Here is a 17,800-nt window from a genome sequence, read left to right on the forward strand (position 1 = left end):
AATGAAAAAACATCACTGTTTTTATCTCAAGTAATTGATGTATATCAACCATAGTTAATGTTTTAACTATTAAATTATATTATTGATAGGATGTAAAGAATCAGGATCCCTTGTTTTATGTTTACTGGTGCACATATCGATATCTGTTTTTCCCTCTGGTTGAGGAATATTAAGAGGGTTTTATGATGGTTACCAGAGTAACGTCAAGGTTTACTCTTCTTATTTTGGAATATTACTTGCTGATTAAGATATATTGAAATGAAGTGAGTTGTTGCTGTGACCACTCGGTTCTGGGGGGCAGAAGCCCCCCTGTTACATTATTTTACATATCTTACTCGTAATTTAAGGAATGGTTTTTCTACATAAGCATATGTTATTGCAGATACCATAATTGTTACAGGTATCACTACCAAAATCACCTTAACTAAATGCATTGTTATATTAGTATCCATTGGTATTAGCTTTCTTTGCAGAATATAATAAATTGGTAGGTGCAATAGATACATTGAGAAACTAAGTCCACCGAGGTAAGCTAAAGTTGCATCAATACGCTGATTAATGCTGAATGTGGCGGTACAATAAGAATAGATAACAAGCGACCATAATATTGCTTCAATAGTTAGACTAAACGTTACAAAATCAGGGATAGCCTGTTTATTTAGATAAAGAACAATGGTTAATCCGGCTAGTGCTATAACCAGAATGACAGCAGCCAGTGATAGACTAGTGTTTTGTTTTTTTAAGTAGATAAAACCAGCGATCATTCCTATTAAAAATTGGTCCATTCTGCCGATGATAGTGTGATAAAAAATACCGTATATAGGAGCACCTTTAAAGGTAACAAGTGAATATTTAATCATGAGCATGACGGCGATCATGCCTAACAATGTTTTTATTCCATCATTCTTCATAAAAATAGCAATGAATGGAAACAACAAATAAAACTGGAATTCAACTGCGATTGTCCAAATTTGCCCAATTGGATAGTATTGCTGACCCCATCCGGTTGTCGCATGTCCAGTATTTAATTGCAGGGTAAGGATTCGCAGTATATCCATTGGATCTGAGTTTACGCGATTAACACTTATAGCGATAAAGCATAATAGTACAGTCATTGGTGCTATGCGTAATACTCTATTTTTAAGGAAACTACCATAAGATATGTTTTTGTTTCCAGCGTTTGATATTACACAAAAAAGAAAGCCTGATAACACAAGAAATAGGCTAACGCCACTATTCCCTCCTGTGATCCACAGTTTCACTAAATCAACAAATCCTGATAATTCATTATTGAATTTTAGAAACCCTCTACAATGATAAATTATAACTAATGCTGCTGCGAAAAAACGTAAATGATCTAATCGCGAAAGATAATTGTTATTCAGTGTTTTCATTCCATAATCCAAAAAATAGCTCAAATAATGTACTAATTTTAATGTGTATGATAAGAATATCATTTTTCTTGTGGACAGAAAGAGAGTTATTTCTCCTTAGTGAAAAAAACAGACGAAGGAAGCGAGATACAGCATAGCGAGTCAATCTCCCAACTTACAAAAGACTACCAACCGACGTTGCGTAAGGGGGGGGAATTCCGAAACTGTTCATATATTAGCCTCTTCAAACATTTTCCCTAATGAAGGGCATAACACTGCTGGTAGCCTCTTCAGGTTAGAGGTGAATTTTCCAGAGTATATCTGAAAAAGCTGGCATATGCTTGATTTGCAGGGGGGATGAATTTCCTGATTATTTGTACCGAGTGCGTCCAGGGTTTTTTGATTGGTATGTTAATTTTTGTGCGTCAGAGTGCCGTGTGAAGCCAGGTTTACATGGATGAACGTTTATGAATCATGCTCGATGAGTTACTCATGCTGTGCACAGAAGGCGCGCAGGATGAGGATGACGGGGGTAAAAATCAGAGCGACATAAAACAGTATGATCAGCACCGCGTCTAATGCGTGATAATTCAAAATGAAATAGATAACATTCCCAATAGATATCAGGATAAAGGTGTATTTACTAATAAATAAGCATCTTTTCATTTTGGTCGTAGCTATAAAGAGTTAATTTTTGTTTCTATTTACGTCTTTGGGCGTACTGGAATTCAGGGCTTTTTCACGACATGCTTCTTTTACCCATGCAGAAAAATTGCTGGTTTTTTCCTTCGCCATCACTTGCTCTATTTGTTTCAGCAAACTGTATGAAAAACGGATGTTTTTTATCACTGTTTTGCCTGTAAAGTTCTTTATCGACATAAGGTGCTTCTCGCAACTAATTCACATCACTGTTACTTTCGCGTAACTACGCATGAAGGGAATTGATTTACATCAATGAAATCAACGGTGATGATGGCGAGGTTTCCTGGTTGTGAATTGCGTCGCAACAAAGAATGCCTTAGCGATACCACATTGAAGAGTGGGGTTGTTCAGTGACTATTCTCTATTTTTTAATGCCTGGAATCTTTTCAAGATGTGCGATAATGATAATCAGATTGATTTTATTGGGTAATTCATATTGTGAGGGTAGATATTTATTAATTAATATCCGTGTGTTTTTGGGCTGTTTATACTCACAAAAAGATAAGCAAGCGCCGCATACGGAGTGTATGGACGCTTGCTGTATTATTAGAACTGATAGTTTAAAGACATCCAGTAGTTGCGACCTGGAATAACGTATCCGGTCGTTGACTGCGCTGTCTGGAAATAATCACCGGCATAGGTGCTGGAACGGCCAGATTGATATAATTTGACGTCGCTAAAGTCTTTATCCAGTACGTTATTGACGGCGGTATTCAGGGTTAAATCTTTAGTCAGTTTATAAGATAACCCCATATCCAGCACTGTCCATGCTTTTAGATTTGCGCCTTTGTCATCATACACTTTCTGCTGTACCGCACTGAGATTGTCATAGGTTTGAGTAAAGCGGGGCGCTTTACCGCGATAGCGGGCGCTAAGCCAGGCATTTAAATCATCTGTCGCCTGCCAGTTAACGCGGGCATTTGCCATATGTTTTGGTGTATAGCTGAGTGGTGCGCCTTTATTATCTCCATCTTTCTGTTTGCTCTGAGTATAGGTATAGTTGAGCGACAGGCTCAAATTATCCAACCAGAGCGGGAACGATGTTGCAAATTCGACACCATCGGTACGCGCTTTTCCGCTATTGGTATAGCTACTGGTATTGTCATCAATCGAATAAGAAACAATTTTATTGCGATATTCAGTGTAGAATCCGGTTATATTGGCATTGAACCCATTGCCATTATCGTAATAAAGTCCGGTTTCATAACTGGTGCTTTCTTCAGGTTTTAAATCTGGATTACCGACGGTATTGATTGTTCCCTGACCAGAAACACCGCTGATGCCGTTATGTAACTGGCTAAGAGAAGGCGCTTTATAACCGGTTGTGATTCCCCCTTTGAGCGTCCATTCATCTGTCATATCCCAGACCAGATAGCCACGAGGACTGAAATGACCGCCGAATACGTCGTTATGTTCATAGCGACTCCCTACGGTAAACGCCAGAGAATCCAGGATATGCCACTCATCTTCAAGGTAAGTCGCCCAGCTTTTTTGATGGAACTTTTCACCTGAACTGGCCAGAACGACGCCATCTTTCATTCGTGCGTCCCAGTATTCGCCACCCACCGTCAGTAAATGTGATTCTCCCAGCGGTGTGAGAAGCACCGAGTTGAGAATAACATTGGTATTTTTCAGTTCACGATCGTCACCCGCTCTCCAGGCTTGATCGGGCGTCAGAGCGGAGGAAACCAGCTGCCGTCCTTTGTTTTCTGTCTCATTCCAGTTAAGAGACGATTTCCATGTACCAAACGTTAAGGCGGTGTCATGTCCTAACGTCACTTTATTGCGCTCATAGCGGAGCGTTTTATCATATCCGCCCGTGAGGCTACCAAGCTGACCGTCGCTGTTATCATAACGCTGTCGGGATGTGTCGAGATCCATCCATAGCGTATTGTTTGCGCTGGCTTTCCAGTCAAATCTCGCGCCGATGTTGTAGTTTTGCGACTCAGTGGGATAAGGAACGCGTGTTTCTGCGGTGTCGCTCAGTGATGTAATGCTGGAGCCTTGTCGCTGGGTTGTGCTTCCACGAACCTGCATATCCAGCGAGCCAGGCACCAGGGGACCGCTTGACCAGAAATTTGCGGTTGTGCTGTTTCCCCATTTATTACTTTCCTGTAGGTTCACTCCCGTATTAATGGCCGTGCTCCACTTATCGGTGCTTTTTTTGGTAATAATATTCACCACGCCGCCAATGGCGTCTGACCCATAAAGTGTAGACATGGGCCCGCGTATAACCTCTATACGTTCAATGGCTGAAAGTGGAGGCATAAAACTGGTATTCATTGCAGAAAAGCCATTCGGTGTTACATCTGATGTTCCATTCTGACGAATACCGTCAATAAGAATAAGGGTATAACTGGCAGGCATCCCACGAATACTTATTTCAAGCCCCCCTGTTTTTCCGGTACTGCTTTCAACGTCCACTCCCTCAACGGCCCTGAGAGCATCGCCAAGATCATTATATTTATTGGTCTGTAATTCTTGTTGTGAAATAACAGAAACACTGGCTGCCGCATTGGTGATCTTTTTCTCGTATCCCGATGCGGTGACGACCATGACATCTTCTGCAAAAACATTAAAACTTGTGGCGCCCAGACAAGATAAGACAAGTGAAGCGAGAGGTTTAATACGCATTATCGAACTTCCTTTGTTAAAAAAAGCAAAGTCAATAAGATAATGCATGAAAATGATAATAAAAATAATTATCATTACACTTTTACATAAGTTGGCATTTATATGATTTTATTGAAATCAACAAGAATTATTGCAGGTTAAATTATTGCTATAAAAATGATTAATGGTCTCAGGAGGGGTGGCCTGCGACTGAAGATTTCCTGCTATGGTTAAGTATGTCAGGTTCATTTTTACTGATGGTGAACCAATGAAACAGCCGGAAAACGTCTATCAGAAAATTGAGGGGAGTCAGTGGCGGCATGTCTGGATTGTCGGCGACCTCCACGGCTGTTTTTCGCAGTTGATGGAGAAACTACGACAGTGTCGGTTTGATCCGTGGCAGGATCTGCTGGTGTCGGTGGGGGATGTGATCGACCGTGGGCCTGACAGCTTGCGGTGTCTGGAACTTCTGCACAAACGGTGGGTGGTTGCCGTCAGAGGGAATCACGAGCAGATGGCGTTAGACGCGCTGGCCGCCTCGCAGTTGTCGTTATGGTTTATGAACGGCGGCGACTGGTTTGCCGCATTGTCGGCAAACCAGCAGCGCCTGGCAAGAAAAGCGCTCGACGACTGTCAGCGTTTACCCTGGATTCTGGAATTGCACTGCCAGAACGGCATGCATGTTGTGGCGCATGCTGATTATCCGCATCAGGTCTATGCCTGGCAAAAAGAGGTGGATTTACACCAGGTGCTATGGCGTCGTTCCCGGTTGAGCGAGCGGCATGCGGGTCAGGGAAACGGCATTGCCGGGGCCGATCATTTCTGGTTTGGTCATACGCCGCTGCGTCATCGCGTTGATATCGATAATTTGCACTATATTGATACCGGCGCGGTATTTGGCGGGGAACTGACGTTGGTTCAACTTCAGTAATTAAAAATCACTGTACTGGCGAGCAGGTAGCCAGAAGCCGTCAATAAAGTCTTCGACCGGAAAACAGCCGCCGTGACGAATCCGCTGGTCGTCCATCGAATACAGGCACTGCTGTTCAGTATTGTAGATATCCACCACAATGTCCTCACAGCCGCCGTCCAGGTAGCAAACAAAAAGTACCAGTGCGAACATTCCATCCTCAAATTGTCCTGCCGTATCGATAGTGTAGGAGAGGTTGTCGCAAGGGGGAAAGGGTGAAATAAATAACCCGTCTGGCGACGGGTTCTTTTTGAGTCAGGCAAGACGCATGACCCAGGCATCGGACTTACGATCGTAACGGGTGCGGAATAGAACAGAGTGCTCTCCGTTTAAAATGGCGGGAATGCTGGTTTCATCATCCCAGGCATCCAGTTGCATACATAAATCTGGGTCGGATTTACAGGGAATGCTTAACGTTCGGTCCCCCGGCGATTCGCCATGTAACTCGGCATCGTCGATTTCAAAAGCGCCAATGCGCACACTGGTTTTCATCATCGTGCTCTCCGTTAGTTCGCTGATTGTGGTACGACCAGTTTGATCGCCCAAATTTCAGCGTAGCCAACTTCAGCAAAAGCGCCAGTAAAAAAGTGCGCTATTTTTGACCGCTTTCAGTCGTTACCGGTAAAGAGTTTGCCATCGCGAACCAGTTCGCGTGGGTAACTGTTCTTCAACCGGGAACCAATCCGTTTCGCCAGACCAATGGGCTGATGCTGGAACGTGACCAGCACATCATCGGCAGACGGCGCGGTTTGCGGGTAGACATCCCGCCCCCGATACCACTCTTCCGCCTCCTGATGAGACAGCTCGAATGCGTTGGCATGATGTGGATCGGCGAGGGCGATCACCGCTTCATGCTGCCAGCGATAACCTTTATTATGGCTTTCCGCCAGTTTTATGCCCAGGCGGGAAAAGCGGACTTTTCCGATCAGCGCTTCAATCTCTGCCGGGAATAACCACACCTCTTTATCTCGCTGCCAGAGGTGCAGGTTTTCTCCCCACTGAAGTCCACTGGCGTTAGCCGCCTGAGTGATTTGCGTCGCCTCACGCCCCTTCATCGGCGCGAACGGAAACTTGCCGACCTTATAGCCAGGCGCGGGAAGCGGGGGAATGGCTGCGGTTTTACGCAAACGGGCGACAAAGAAACCTTCGCAGTCGTAAATCTGCGGGAAAACGTGTAAAAACCCCTCTGCCGTCAGCGCGCGCTCCGCCTCCGGGAACAGATCGCCTAAAGGCAGAAATTCAACCGCTTCCGGGTAGGTCTCTTTCAGCCACAAACAGACGGACTCATTCTCCTCGCGATTTAGCGTGCAGGTGGAGTAGACCAGCGTACCGCCAGGGCGCAGAGCGTGAAATGCGCTGTCGATAAGTTCCCGCTGTGTGGCGGCAATATCCAGGTTGCTTTCGACAGACCAGTTTTTAAGCGCATCGGGATCTTTGCGCACCACGCCTTCACCTGAACAGGGCGCGTCCAGCAAGATAGCGTCGAATGTCTCCGGGAGCGCGGCGCCGAAGACGCGGCCATCAAAATGGGTCAGGGCAACATTACTGATCCCACAGCGGCTGATGTTGGCGTGCAGCACTTTGACCCGGCTGGCGGAGAATTCATTCGCCAGAATGGCGCCCTGATTATTCATCCGCGCGGCAATCTGGGTGGTTTTCGAACCCGGCGCGGCAGCAACATCCATAATGCGTTCCGGCGTATTCCCTTCAGCAAACAGCGCGGCGACCGGCAACATTGAGCTGGCTTCCTGAATATAAAACAGGCCGCTCAGATGTTCGGCGGTGCTGCCCAGCGGCAACGATTCTTCATCATCGCGTTCGATCCAGAAACCTTCCTCGCACCAGGGAACAGGCGTCAGCGACCAGCCATAGGGCGCCGTCAGGGCAAGAAAGTCGGTCACAGAAATTTTTAGCGTATTCACGCGAATGCTGCGACGTAACGGGCGCTGGCAGGCGGCGAGGAAATCGTCAAAAGAGAGTGTCGAAGGCATTGCTTCGCGCATTTGCGTCAGAAAGGCATCAGGGAAATAAACAGCGTGTTGAGCCACTTGGGTACCACCGGCAATAAAACAGGCGCGCAGTGTAGCATAAATGCTCCGGCGCGAGCACGCCGGAGCGGGGGAGTTAACGTGGCAGGGCGGTGCCCCATTCGCGCCACTCTTTCGGTTCGCTTTCCAGCAGCAGGAAGTGTTTACCCGCCTGTGCTTTCGGCGCCAGCGGCGTCCCTGGCGGGGTTGCAAACGCGATGCCGCCGCGAATGAATTGATTGAAGGTGCCGGTTTTCACCACGCCGCCGGTCAGGCCAAAGTCCAGACTGTAGCCGGAGGCCAGCCAGAAGACGGAGTTATTACGCACCAGATGCTGATAACGCTGGCTGATGCGCATGGCAATCATCACGCGGTCAGACAGCGAACCCAGCGTCATGCCCGTTACCGTGCCCACTTCGATACCTCTGAACAGCACTGGCGTGCCGATGTTCAGCGAACCTGCCTCAGGAGCTTCCACGACGATGCTCAGACCATCGAGATAGCGCGAGTCGGAAATGGTTGCTTCCTGCAATTCGAAATCACGACGCGGATTGCCGCGTCCGGGCTCCACGTTAATGTAGGGCTGCAAAATCGTATCGAGATGCTCCACGCCTGCAGCGGAGATTTGCGGCGTGATCACCGAGAAACGCGTACCGCTTCGGGCAAAAGTCTGGACATACTCCGGGTAGAGCACCGCTTTCGCCTGAACCTCATTGCGCGCGGTAATCAGCTCCAGCGTCTGGATCTGGCCGATGTCGATGCCGAGATAACGAATCGGCATACCCGCCGCGAGTTTACCGGCGTCAAAAGCGTGCAGGGTGATTTGCCCACCCACCGCGCGGGCGGCGGTTTCCGAGGCGTAGAGTATTCGTTTGTCGCCTTTACGCTGGCTGGCGCTTGCGCCGCTCAGGTTATCGAAACTGATAGCGCCTTTCAGCGCACGCGACAGGGGAGAGGCCTGTACGGTCAGGCCGCTGCCGTTAAGCTGTACCTTCGCCCCGCCTTCCGCCCAGAATACGCTGTTGCTGGTTAACAGGTTGCGGTATTCCGGTTTGATATGCAGATCGATATCAAAGGCGTTAGCGCGTGGGCGCACGGTGATTACTTCACCTACCTCAAACTTACGGTACAGCACCACTGACCCCGTTTGTACATCCGGGAGCGTTTCAGCAGTGAGGCTCACCGTGGTCGTGGGGAGGTCGCTGAGGCTGTTTTCCACGGCCTTTTCCAGATTGGCGTACAGCGGGTAGCTGGATTTCATTTCGCCTTTTGTGCCGGGCAAAATACGAATGCCGCCGCTCACCCACTCGCTGGCGCTGGCGCCGAGAAACTCCACGCCGTCGAGACCGACTTTGATATCCACGCGACTGTTGACGACAAATTTGCTGTCACCCTGAATCAAGGCGCGATGTTGCGGATCGATAGCCACCGTGAACGCAACGCCTTTACTGGATAACTTACGTTCAATGACCTGGCCTACCTGCACGCCATGCAGAACCAGCGGTTGACCGGCGTCGATACCGTAGCTTTCCGGGGCGGTCAGGGTTAACGTCAGCGCATTTGGTTCATGGAGCAGGGCTTCTTCGCCAGGCACCACGACGAATTCACTGCGCGGTTCGCCTTCGCCTGGCACCAGTTCAAACGTTTTGCCGGTCAAAAGCGAACTGATACTGGCATCGCTCAGCGACAGCTTTGGACCGCGCAGCTCAATACGCGTCTTATCACGCAGGAGTGTTACCACGCTGGGGTCAACCGTCATTTCGCCCGTGACTTTCCCGCCGGGGTTGAGCGTTAATTTGGTGAGCTCGCCCACTTCAAGCCCCTGATACATCAGCGGCGTGGAGTCGGCTTTCAGGCCGTCGCCGCCGGGAAGTTCAAGTTTGACGATGACGCCGCGCTGGCTATGGGCTAAATCTTCGTAGAGGCCAAATGCGTCATCTGCGGTTGCAGGCTGCGAATCGTCGGGCGAGTCAAACGCGATTGCGCCATTTACCAGCGCCGCCAGGCTCTCCAGCTTCACCTTCGCGCCGCTAAGGCTGACATCCGCATTGACGCCGGAGACATTCCAGAAACGGCTGCCTTTTTTCACCAGGCTGGTGAAGCGACGCTCAATCAGTACGTCAATGGTGACGCCCTGTTTGTTGGGATTGATGGCATAGTCATATACCCGACCCACCGGAATTTTGCGGAAATAGACCAGCGACCCGCTGTTAAGAGAGCCGAGGTCAGGCGCGTGAAGATGGATCATCAGGTCGCCGTTGTCCAGACGGTATTTCGGCTGGGTATCAAGCGCGACAAAGTGATCTTTCTCGGCCCCTTTGCCGGGCATCATGCCGATATAGTTCCCGCCGACCAGCGCGTCCAGACCCGAAACGCCCGCCAGCGACGCTTTTGGCGTCACCAGCCAGAACTGGGTCTCCTCGCGCAAGGCATCTTTCATGTTTGACTTAATACTGACGCGCACTTCTATCTTGCGCAGGTCTTTACTCAGGCTGATGTCCTGCACCGTACCCACTTCAACGCCCTGGTAGCGCACAGGCGTCCGCCCCGGAACAATGCCATCCGCCGACATAAAGTCGATCGTCACGGTGTTGCCGCGATCTTCATAACTTCCCCAAATCAGCCAGCCTGCGATCATCAACGCGATAAACGGCAGCAGCCAGAAAGGGGAAATACGACGTTTTGTTTTTATCTGCGCTTCAGTCGGCGAAGCAGGCGTTTCCTGACTCATGTGCATCCCAAAGTAAGCGGCTATCCAGCCATTCCACTGCAAGAATAGTCAATATTACCGCTGCGCCGAAATAAAACGCAGCCGGTCCCATAGTAAAAGCGAGTATCTGATCGCGATTAATCAGCGACATCGTTAACGAAATAACAAAGAGATCCAGCATGGACCAACGGCCGATCCAGGTCACCATCCGCAGTAACAGGATGCGCGTACGCAACCCTTGCTCACATTTGAAATGGATGCTGAGCAGCAGTGTAAACATCACAATAACTTTGGTAAATGGCACCAGAATACTGGCGATAAAGACCACGGCCGCCACGGCGATATTGCTGTTCGCCAGCGACATAATGCCCGATAAAATCGTGTCCTCCTGACGCCCGCCATTCACGTAAATAATGGATATCGGCATCAGGTTTGCGGGCAGCAGCAGGACGACAGAGGCCAGCAGCGCCGCCCAGCATTTCTGTATGCTCTGATTTCTGCGCAGGCGTAGCGGGATATGGCAACGGGGGCAACGTCCCCGTGAGTCAGGATAACCGGTGAAGTGGCATCCGAGACAGACGCGAAGTTTTTCGTCCGGGCGTCGGGCGGGGCGTTGTGGGTAAAAGCGCTCCCAGAGTTGCTCCACATTGAGATGCGACAGCGTCAGAATACTGAGGATCACCAGCGCCACAAAGGCGTAAAGCCCCAGGGCGGGTTGCAGGAAGGCGTAATCCTGCACTTTGATCGAGGCGACCCCGATACCGACCAGATAAATGTCGAGCATCACCCACTCTTTGAGCCTCTCCAGCATCAGCAATACCGGACGCAGATTCATGCCGAGAATATTACCGAACCATAGATAAGCAATGGCGGTGACCAGAATTAACGGCGCGCCCGCCACGCAAAAGAGCACCATGGCGGCCGTAAGCGGATCGCCTTGCCTGGTCATCTGCCAGATGCCCTGCATCACGTTGGCGTCAATACGCACCCCTAACAGCCAGATACGCAATAGCGGTTCGCCCCAGGCAAAGGGCATCAGCAGCAGCATCGTAACGGCCAGCGCCGCCAGACGCGTCAGTGACCAGTCACGTCCATCGCGAATTTTGGCCTGGCAACGCGGGCAATATGCGCTCTGGTGCGATTGCATTTTCGGCAGGCTAAACAGCATGTCGCATTGGGGACAGCGCTGATAATGGGCGCGGGGCAACGCTTCACTGATAGACCAGACCGTTATTCTCTTTGTTGGCGTGAGTCGCGGGGTGTTCAGGGCCATGTATCGTGAATCAAAGTGTTAGATTAATGTAATCTTAACTCATGACGGGAATGATCTTGAGCATTAACGCATTTAATGCTTATTTTAATAGGCTGTAGTTTTAGAGTAAGACAACTAAGTGACTATATAATGAGCAAAACAGAGCTATACGCGGATCTTAACCGCGACTTTCAGGCAGTAATGGCAGGTGAAACCAGTTTTCTCGCTACCCTGGCAAATACCAGCGCGCTGCTGTTTGAGCGCCTTTCGGGCGTCAACTGGGCGGGGTTCTATCTGCTGGAAAACGACACGCTGGTGCTGGGGCCGTTCCAGGGGAAACTCGCCTGTGTGCGGATCCCGGTTGGACGCGGCGTCTGTGGTACGGCGGTCGCGCAGAACCAGGTGCAGCGCATCGAGGACGTTCATGCGTTTGACGGACACATCGCCTGCGATAGCGCCAGCAATGCTGAAATTGTGCTGCCTCTGACGGTAGACAATCAGATAATCGGCGTGCTGGACATTGATAGCACGGTATTTGGCCGCTTTACCGAAGAGGATGAGCAAGGCCTGCGTGAGCTTGTCGCGCGGCTTGAAACCGTGCTTGCAACGACGGATTACAAAAAATTCTTTGCGACCGTTGCAGGATAATCAACGGATAACGTAGCAATTACTGATGGCGTCATTATAATGACGCCTGTTCATGCCTGCGGCTTGTTGGCTACGTCCGTTGTAATCAGGAAATTTCATGGAAAATCAACCTAAGTTGAATAGCAGTAAAGAAGTTATCGCGTTTCTGGCCGAACGTTTTCCACAGTGTTTTAGTGCGGAAGGCGAAGCGCGCCCGCTGAAAATTGGCATTTTTCAGGATCTGGTAGAGCGTGTTGAGGGCGAAATGAACCTCAGCAAGACACAACTTCGTTCCGCTTTACGTCTTTATACTTCAAGCTGGCGTTACCTGTACGGCGTTAAGCCGGGCGCAACGCGTGTCGATCTCGACGGCAACCCTTGCGGTGAGCTGGATGAGCAGCACGTTGAACATGCGCGTAAGCAGCTTGAAGAAGCGAAAGCACGCGTCCAGGCGCAACGTGCGGAACAGCAGGCGAAAAAACGCGAAGCTGCCGCTGCGGCAGGCGAAAAAGAAGACGCTCCGCGCCGTGAGCGTAAACCGCGTCCTGCGCCACGTCGTAAAGAGACGACTCCGCGTACTCCTCGCGCTGAAAAACCGGCGGCTAAAGCACCACGCGCACCACGCGAAGAACAGCATACCCCGGTGTCTGATATTTCAGCGCTGACGGTAGGGCAGTCACTGAAGGTGAAAGCAGGCAACAATGCGATGGATGCCACCGTATTAGAAGTCACCAAAGATGGCGTCCGTGTGCAGCTGAATTCGGGTATGTCTTTGATTGTACGCGCAGAACACCTGGTGTTCTGAAACGGAGGCCAGGCCTGGCATGAACACTTTTTTTAGGCTTACCGCGTTAGCTGGCTTGCTTGCAATAGCAGGCCAGTCCTTCGCCGTCGATGACATTACGCGCGCCGATCAAATTCCCGTTCTGAAGGAAGAAACGCAGCATGCGACCGTGAGTGAGCGCGTGACTTCGCGCTTTACACGTTCCCACTATCGTCAGTTCAACCTGGATCAGGCGTTTTCGGCAAAGATTTTCGATCGCTATCTTAATCTGCTCGACTACAGCCACAATGTGCTGCTGGCGAGTGATGTGGAGCAGTTTGCGAAAAGCAAAACTGTCCTCGGCGATGAGCTGCGTACAGGAAAACTGGATGTTTTCTATGACCTCTATAACCTGGCGCAAAAACGCCGTTTCGAACGTTATCAGTACGCGTTAAGCGTGCTGGAACGCCCGATGGATTTCACCGGTAACGACACGTTTAACCTTGACCGCAGCAAAGCGCCCTGGCCGAAAAATGAGGCTGAGCTGAACGCGTTGTGGGATGGCAAGGTGAAATTCGACGAACTTAGCCTGAAGCTGACGGGCAAGAACGATAAAGAAATTCGCGAAACGCTGACGCGTCGTTACAAATCTGCGATTCGCCGTCTGGCGCAAACCAACAGTGAAGACGTGTTCTCACTGGCGATGACCGCATTTGCGCGCGAAATCGACCCGCATACCAACTACCTTTCTCCGCGAAATACCGAACAGTTCAATACTGAAATGAGCCTGTCTCTGGAAGGTATTGGCGCGGTTCTGCAAATGGACGATGACTACACGGTCATCAACTCGATGGTTGCCGGCGGCCCGGCGGCAAAAAGCAAGGCGATAAGCGTAGGCGATCGCATTGTAGGCGTAGGCCAGACGGGGAAAGGAATGGTTGATGTGATCGGCTGGCGTCTTGATGACGTGGTGGCGCTGATCAAAGGGCCGAAAGGCAGCAAAGTTCGTCTTGAAATTCTGCCTGCCGGTAAGGGCACGAAAACGCGAACCATTACGCTGACGCGCGAACGCATTCGTCTTGAAGACCGCGCCGTTAAAATGACGGTGAAAACGGTCGGTAAAGAGAAAGTCGGCGTGCTGGATATTCCGGGGTTCTATGTGGGGCTGACGGATGACGTCAAAGTCCAGCTACAGAAACTGGAAAAACAGAACGTGAGCAGCATTGTTATCGATCTGCGCACCAACGGCGGCGGCGCGCTGACCGAAGCGGTTTCGCTGTCCGGTCTGTTTATCCCGTCTGGCCCGGTTGTTCAGGTTCGTGACAACAACGGTAAAGTGCGTGAAGACGCCGATACCGATGGCGTGGTGTATTACAAAGGCCCGCTGGTGGTACTGGTCGATCGCTTCAGCGCATCCGCATCGGAGATTTTTGCCGCGGCGATGCAGGATTATGGGCGCGCATTGATTGTCGGTGAACCGACTTTCGGTAAAGGCACCGTACAGCAGTACCGCTCTCTGAACCGTATTTATGATCAGATGCTGCGTCCTGAATGGCCTGCGCTGGGCTCCGTGCAGTACACCATTCAGAAATTCTACCGTGTTAACGGCGGCAGCACGCAGCGTAAAGGCGTCACGCCGGATATCGTCATGCCGACGGGGAATGAAGAGACGGAAACCGGCGAGAAGTTTGAAGACAACGCCTTGCCGTGGGACAGCATTGATGCGGCAACGTACGTGAAGTCAGATGATTTAACGCCGTTTGGCCCGGAACTGCTGAAAGAGCATAACGCGCGCATCGCGAACGATCCTGAGTTCCAGTACATCCTGAAGGACATTGCCCGTTTTAACGCGATGAAAGATAAGCGCAATATCGCTTCTCTCAATTTCGCCCAGCGCGAAAAAGAGAATAACGAAGACGATGCTCTGCGTCTGGCGCGTATCAACGATCGGTTTAAACGTGAAGGCAAGCCGCTTCTGAAGAAACTGGACGATCTGCCGAAGGATTATAAAGAGCCGGATCCGTATCTGGATGAAACGGTACGGATAGCGCTGGATCTGGCGCATCTTGAGAAAGAGAAGCCCGCGGAGCAACCCGCAACCAGCAAATAGCGTCAAGCAGGCACAAGAAATTGTGCCTGTTTTTTTAACAAGCGCATGAAGCCGTCAGTCTTATGCAACAAAATGTAAAGTTGTGTCTTTCTGGTGACGTACCGCCCGCAGATGCTTGAAAATAGCCACAAGACCCATACGATGTGGGTATCGCATAGTGCGTTTTGTTAAGTTGAGGTTAAAAGAAAATTATGATGCGAATCGCGCTCTTCCTGCTGACGAACCTGGCCGTGATGGTCGTTTTCGGGCTGGTGCTGAGCCTGACAGGGATACAGTCAAGCAGCGTACAAGGCTTGCTGATTATGGCGCTGCTGTTTGGTTTTGGTGGTTCCTTCATTTCGCTGCTGATGTCCAAATGGATGGCGTTAAAGTCCGTGGGTGGGGAAGTCATTGAGCAACCGCGTAATGAAAGAGAACGCTGGCTGATGAACACGGTGGCGACGCAGGCGCGTCAGGCCGGAATCGCTATGCCGCAGGTGGCTATCTATCATGCGCCGGATATCAACGCGTTTGCGACCGGCGCGCGCCGTGATGCGTCGCTGGTTGCGGTGAGCACCGGCTTGCTGCAAAACATGAGCCCGGATGAAGCCGAAGCCGTTATCGCGCATGAGATCAGCCACATCGCTAATGGCGATATGGTCACCATGACGCTGATTCAGGGGGTTGTGAACACCTTTGTGATCTTCATCTCGCGTATTATCGCGCAGATCGCCGCGGGCTTCCTCGGTGGAAACCGTGATGAGGGTGAAAGCAGCAACGGCAACCCAATGATCTATTTCGCGGTGGCGATGGTTCTTGAACTGGTGTTCGGGATACTGGCAAGCATTATCACCATGTGGTTCTCACGTCACCGTGAATTCCATGCGGACGCCGGTTCTGCGAAGCTTGTCGGCCGTGAAAAGATGATTGCCGCGTTGCAGCGCCTGAAAACCAGCTATGAGCCGCAGGAAGCCAACAGCATGATGGCGTTCTGCATCAACGGCAAGTCGAAGTCACTGAGCGAGTTGTTCATGACTCACCCGCCGCTGGATAAGCGTATTGAAGCGCTGCGTAGCGGCGAGTACCTGAAGTAAGGCGGTATGCCTGGCATTCTAAAAAAGCGCATCAGATGATGCGCTTTTTTTTACGCTACGGAACGGGGTTGAGTGATGCGTAAACCGCTGATAATGGCGGCTACGGTCGCCAGGATGCCCGCCGTCATCAGGGAAATATGCGTACCGTTGTCCGCAAACTGATTCAACATGAGCGCAACCAGCGCCGCGCCGGTACTCTGGCCCAGAAGACGCGCCGTGCCCAGCATCCCGCTGGCCCCTCCGCTGCGATCGCGTGGCGCAGAGGTGATAATCGTGTGGTTATTGGGCGACTGGAATAAGCCAAAACCGGCTCCGCAAAGGATCATCGGCCAGATGATACTGATATCTGACGGCGAGGCTGGCAGCAGCATCAGCGCAAAAAGTCCTGTGGCCATAATTATCAGTCCTGACGCGCCCAGCAGCCCGGCATGAACCCGTTCAATTAAATAGCCCGCCAGCGGCGCCATCACCATTGTCGCCAGCGGCCAGGGCGTCAGCAATAACCCGGTCTCGACTTCGCTACGCCCCAATACCGTTTGCAGATAAAAGGGAAGGGAAACCATCGCCAGCATCTGCGCGCAGAAAGAGCAAATACTGGTGCAGATCGACAGAGAAAAGAGCGGAATACGCAGTAAGTCAATCGGTAACAAAGGCACCGGGAGTGAGAGCTGGCGGCGAATGAAGAAGAAACCGACGACAAGCATAACCGCCAGTTCTGCGCCAATCAGCGTTAAAGGTTGCCCCTGTGCAAATCCGCTGAGAGCGGTGATCAGCAAGCCGAAGGTTAAGGCGTTCATCACCGCGCTGGGCAAGTCGAATCGTGGTTTGGCGCTGCGAGCGCTGTTTGGGGGTAAGAAACGCATAGCCAGCAGCAATGCGATAATGCCTAACGGAACGTTAATCAGGAACAACCATTTCCATGACGCTATCGACAGGATTGCTGCCGCAATGGTCGGCCCCGCAGCCGAAGACACCGCGACGATGAAGGAGTTGATGCCCATTCCGCGCCCAAGGTGGCGTTGCGGATAGATAAGCCGGATCAGCGCCGTGTTCACGCTCATCAGCGCGGCGCCGCCAAACCCCTGCGCGACGCGCGCAAGCGTCAGCATTTCCAGGGAGTCCGACAGCGCGCAGAACAGTGACGAAAACAGGAAAATGACCAGGCCGTATTTATAGATGCGTCGATAGCCGAACATGTCTCCCAGAAATGAGAGCGATAAGAGAGAAACCACGATCGCGATTTGGTAGGCGTTAACAACCCAGATCGATCGGGCGGCGGACGCCTGGAGATCGGTTGCAATGGTAGGGAGCGCGACATTCGCGATTGCGCCATCCAGCACGGCCATCGAGATACCAATAATGATGGTTAAAATGGCGCCGTAACGCTGGGGTAATGGCAGGCCATCGGCCTGGATTTTGTCCATAGAGAGTCAATGTCTTTCGTGGGATTATGATCAGAGTAATGATTTTAGCATTGATATCGCGGGGTTATGTCGCAGATTTGTAACTAAGTAAGCAAAGATGGATTGCGACCGCCATGACGTGAAATTATAATAAAAACCGGTTCTGATTTTTATAAA

The 17,800-nt window shown here is 50.8% G+C and carries 14 protein-coding genes; 5 read left to right on the top strand and 9 right to left on the bottom strand.

Translation table 11 applies throughout. The annotated features are described in order from the left end of the window. Positions 1-317 precede the first annotated feature (317 nt). The 3 genes from OGX80_RS20080 to OGX80_RS20090 form a co-directional block, all read right to left on the bottom strand. Positions 318-1,394: an acyltransferase family protein gene (locus OGX80_RS20080; RefSeq protein WP_181898478.1), complete on the bottom strand. Its 1,077-nt coding sequence runs from the start codon at positions 1,392-1,394 to the stop codon at positions 318-320. 666 nt (positions 1,395-2,060) lie between these two features. Continuing rightward, entirely contained in the window at positions 2,061-2,252 is a 192-nt protein-coding gene (locus OGX80_RS20085) for a YlcI/YnfO family protein (protein WP_012132027.1), read from the bottom strand. Positions 2,253-2,621: 369 nt separating this feature from the next. Beyond that, positions 2,622-4,709, bottom strand: coding sequence for a TonB-dependent receptor (locus tag OGX80_RS20090; protein ID WP_112002106.1), 2,088 nt, complete (start codon positions 4,707-4,709; stop codon positions 2,622-2,624). 247 nt (positions 4,710-4,956) lie between these two features. Here OGX80_RS20090 and pphA point away from each other — a divergent pair, with 247 nt between their 5' ends. Then, positions 4,957-5,619 carry a protein-serine/threonine phosphatase gene (pphA, locus tag OGX80_RS20095; RefSeq protein WP_115182330.1) on the top strand — a complete coding sequence of 221 codons (663 nt, stop codon included), beginning with the start codon at positions 4,957-4,959 and terminating at the stop codon, positions 5,617-5,619. Here the strand turns inward: pphA and OGX80_RS20100 are convergent, their stop codons facing one another. From OGX80_RS20100 to yebS, 5 genes are all read right to left on the bottom strand, one after another. Continuing rightward, positions 5,620-5,811 (bottom strand): YdfD/YebW family protein, encoded by a 192-nt coding sequence (locus OGX80_RS20100; protein WP_012132031.1) that lies wholly within the window; start codon positions 5,809-5,811, stop codon positions 5,620-5,622. It lies immediately after the preceding gene. A gap of 102 nt (positions 5,812-5,913) precedes the next feature. Next, the gene (locus tag OGX80_RS20105; protein WP_024130262.1) at positions 5,914-6,150 is read right to left on the bottom strand and encodes a YebV family protein; all 237 of its coding nucleotides are present in this window, start codon (positions 6,148-6,150) and stop codon (positions 5,914-5,916) included. Positions 6,151-6,266: 116 nt separating this feature from the next. After that, positions 6,267-7,706: a 16S rRNA (cytosine(1407)-C(5))-methyltransferase RsmF gene (gene rsmF, locus OGX80_RS20110; RefSeq protein ID WP_115181545.1), complete on the bottom strand. Its 1,440-nt coding sequence runs from the start codon at positions 7,704-7,706 to the stop codon at positions 6,267-6,269. Between the two features lie 76 nt (positions 7,707-7,782). Then, positions 7,783-10,416: a PqiB family protein gene (locus tag OGX80_RS20115; protein ID WP_115181546.1), complete on the bottom strand. Its 2,634-nt coding sequence runs from the start codon at positions 10,414-10,416 to the stop codon at positions 7,783-7,785. Next, complete coding sequence (gene yebS / locus OGX80_RS20120) at positions 10,385-11,668, bottom strand: membrane integrity lipid transport subunit YebS (protein WP_115181547.1); 1,284 nt, start codon at positions 11,666-11,668, stop codon at positions 10,385-10,387. The genes OGX80_RS20115 and yebS overlap by 32 nt, the downstream gene beginning before the upstream one ends. A 129-nt stretch (positions 11,669-11,797) precedes the next feature. Between yebS and msrC the strand changes: the two genes are divergently transcribed. The 4 genes from msrC to htpX all read left to right on the top strand — a co-directional run bounded on the left by msrC (position 11,798) and on the right by htpX (position 16,220). Continuing rightward, positions 11,798-12,295 carry a free L-methionine (R)-S-oxide reductase MsrC gene (gene msrC / locus OGX80_RS20125; RefSeq protein ID WP_012132036.1) on the top strand — a complete coding sequence of 166 codons (498 nt, stop codon included), beginning with the start codon at positions 11,798-11,800 and terminating at the stop codon, positions 12,293-12,295. A 97-nt stretch (positions 12,296-12,392) separates the two neighbouring features. Next, positions 12,393-13,079 carry an RNA chaperone ProQ gene (proQ, locus tag OGX80_RS20130; protein WP_012132037.1) on the top strand — a complete coding sequence of 229 codons (687 nt, stop codon included), beginning with the start codon at positions 12,393-12,395 and terminating at the stop codon, positions 13,077-13,079. Between the two features lie 19 nt (positions 13,080-13,098). Beyond that, a complete protein-coding gene (gene prc, locus OGX80_RS20135) occupies positions 13,099-15,147 on the top strand; it encodes a carboxy terminal-processing peptidase (RefSeq protein ID WP_012132038.1) in 2,049 nt (682 codons plus the stop codon). 191 nt (positions 15,148-15,338) lie between these two features. Continuing rightward, on the top strand, positions 15,339-16,220 hold the full coding sequence (gene htpX / locus OGX80_RS20140; protein ID WP_012132039.1) for a protease HtpX: 882 nt from the start codon (positions 15,339-15,341) through the stop codon (positions 16,218-16,220). Between the two features lie 50 nt (positions 16,221-16,270). Here htpX and OGX80_RS20145 read toward each other — a convergent pair whose 3' ends face one another. Continuing rightward, positions 16,271-17,644 carry an MFS transporter gene (locus tag OGX80_RS20145; RefSeq protein WP_047463223.1) on the bottom strand — a complete coding sequence of 458 codons (1,374 nt, stop codon included), beginning with the start codon at positions 17,642-17,644 and terminating at the stop codon, positions 16,271-16,273. Positions 17,645-17,800: the final 156 nt, after the last annotated feature.

Source organism: Citrobacter sp. CK194, from assembly GCF_030333395.1.
Lineage (GTDB): Bacteria > Pseudomonadota > Gammaproteobacteria > Enterobacterales > Enterobacteriaceae > Citrobacter_B > Citrobacter_B koseri.

Bases quoted from the DNA above. Each gene is read 5' to 3' on its own strand.
- OGX80_RS20080 (WP_181898478.1), bottom strand. From the start codon at position 1,394: ATGAAAACACTGAATAACAATTATCTTTCGCGATTAGATCATTTACGT.
- OGX80_RS20085 (WP_012132027.1), bottom strand. From the start codon at position 2,252: ATGTCGATAAAGAACTTTACAGGCAAAACAGTGATAAAAAACATCCGT.
- OGX80_RS20090 (WP_112002106.1), bottom strand. From the start codon at position 4,709: ATGCGTATTAAACCTCTCGCTTCACTTGTCTTATCTTGTCTGGGCGCC.
- pphA (WP_115182330.1), top strand. From the start codon at position 4,957: ATGAAACAGCCGGAAAACGTCTATCAGAAAATTGAGGGGAGTCAGTGG.
- OGX80_RS20100 (WP_012132031.1), bottom strand. From the start codon at position 5,811: ATGTTCGCACTGGTACTTTTTGTTTGCTACCTGGACGGCGGCTGTGAG.
- OGX80_RS20105 (WP_024130262.1), bottom strand. From the start codon at position 6,150: ATGAAAACCAGTGTGCGCATTGGCGCTTTTGAAATCGACGATGCCGAG.
- OGX80_RS20115 (WP_115181546.1), bottom strand. From the start codon at position 10,416: ATGAGTCAGGAAACGCCTGCTTCGCCGACTGAAGCGCAGATAAAAACA.
- yebS (WP_115181547.1), bottom strand. From the start codon at position 11,668: ATGGCCCTGAACACCCCGCGACTCACGCCAACAAAGAGAATAACGGTC.
- msrC (WP_012132036.1), top strand. From the start codon at position 11,798: ATGAGCAAAACAGAGCTATACGCGGATCTTAACCGCGACTTTCAGGCA.
- proQ (WP_012132037.1), top strand. From the start codon at position 12,393: ATGGAAAATCAACCTAAGTTGAATAGCAGTAAAGAAGTTATCGCGTTT.
- prc (WP_012132038.1), top strand. From the start codon at position 13,099: ATGAACACTTTTTTTAGGCTTACCGCGTTAGCTGGCTTGCTTGCAATA.
- htpX (WP_012132039.1), top strand. From the start codon at position 15,339: ATGATGCGAATCGCGCTCTTCCTGCTGACGAACCTGGCCGTGATGGTC.
- OGX80_RS20145 (WP_047463223.1), bottom strand. From the start codon at position 17,644: ATGGACAAAATCCAGGCCGATGGCCTGCCATTACCCCAGCGTTACGGC.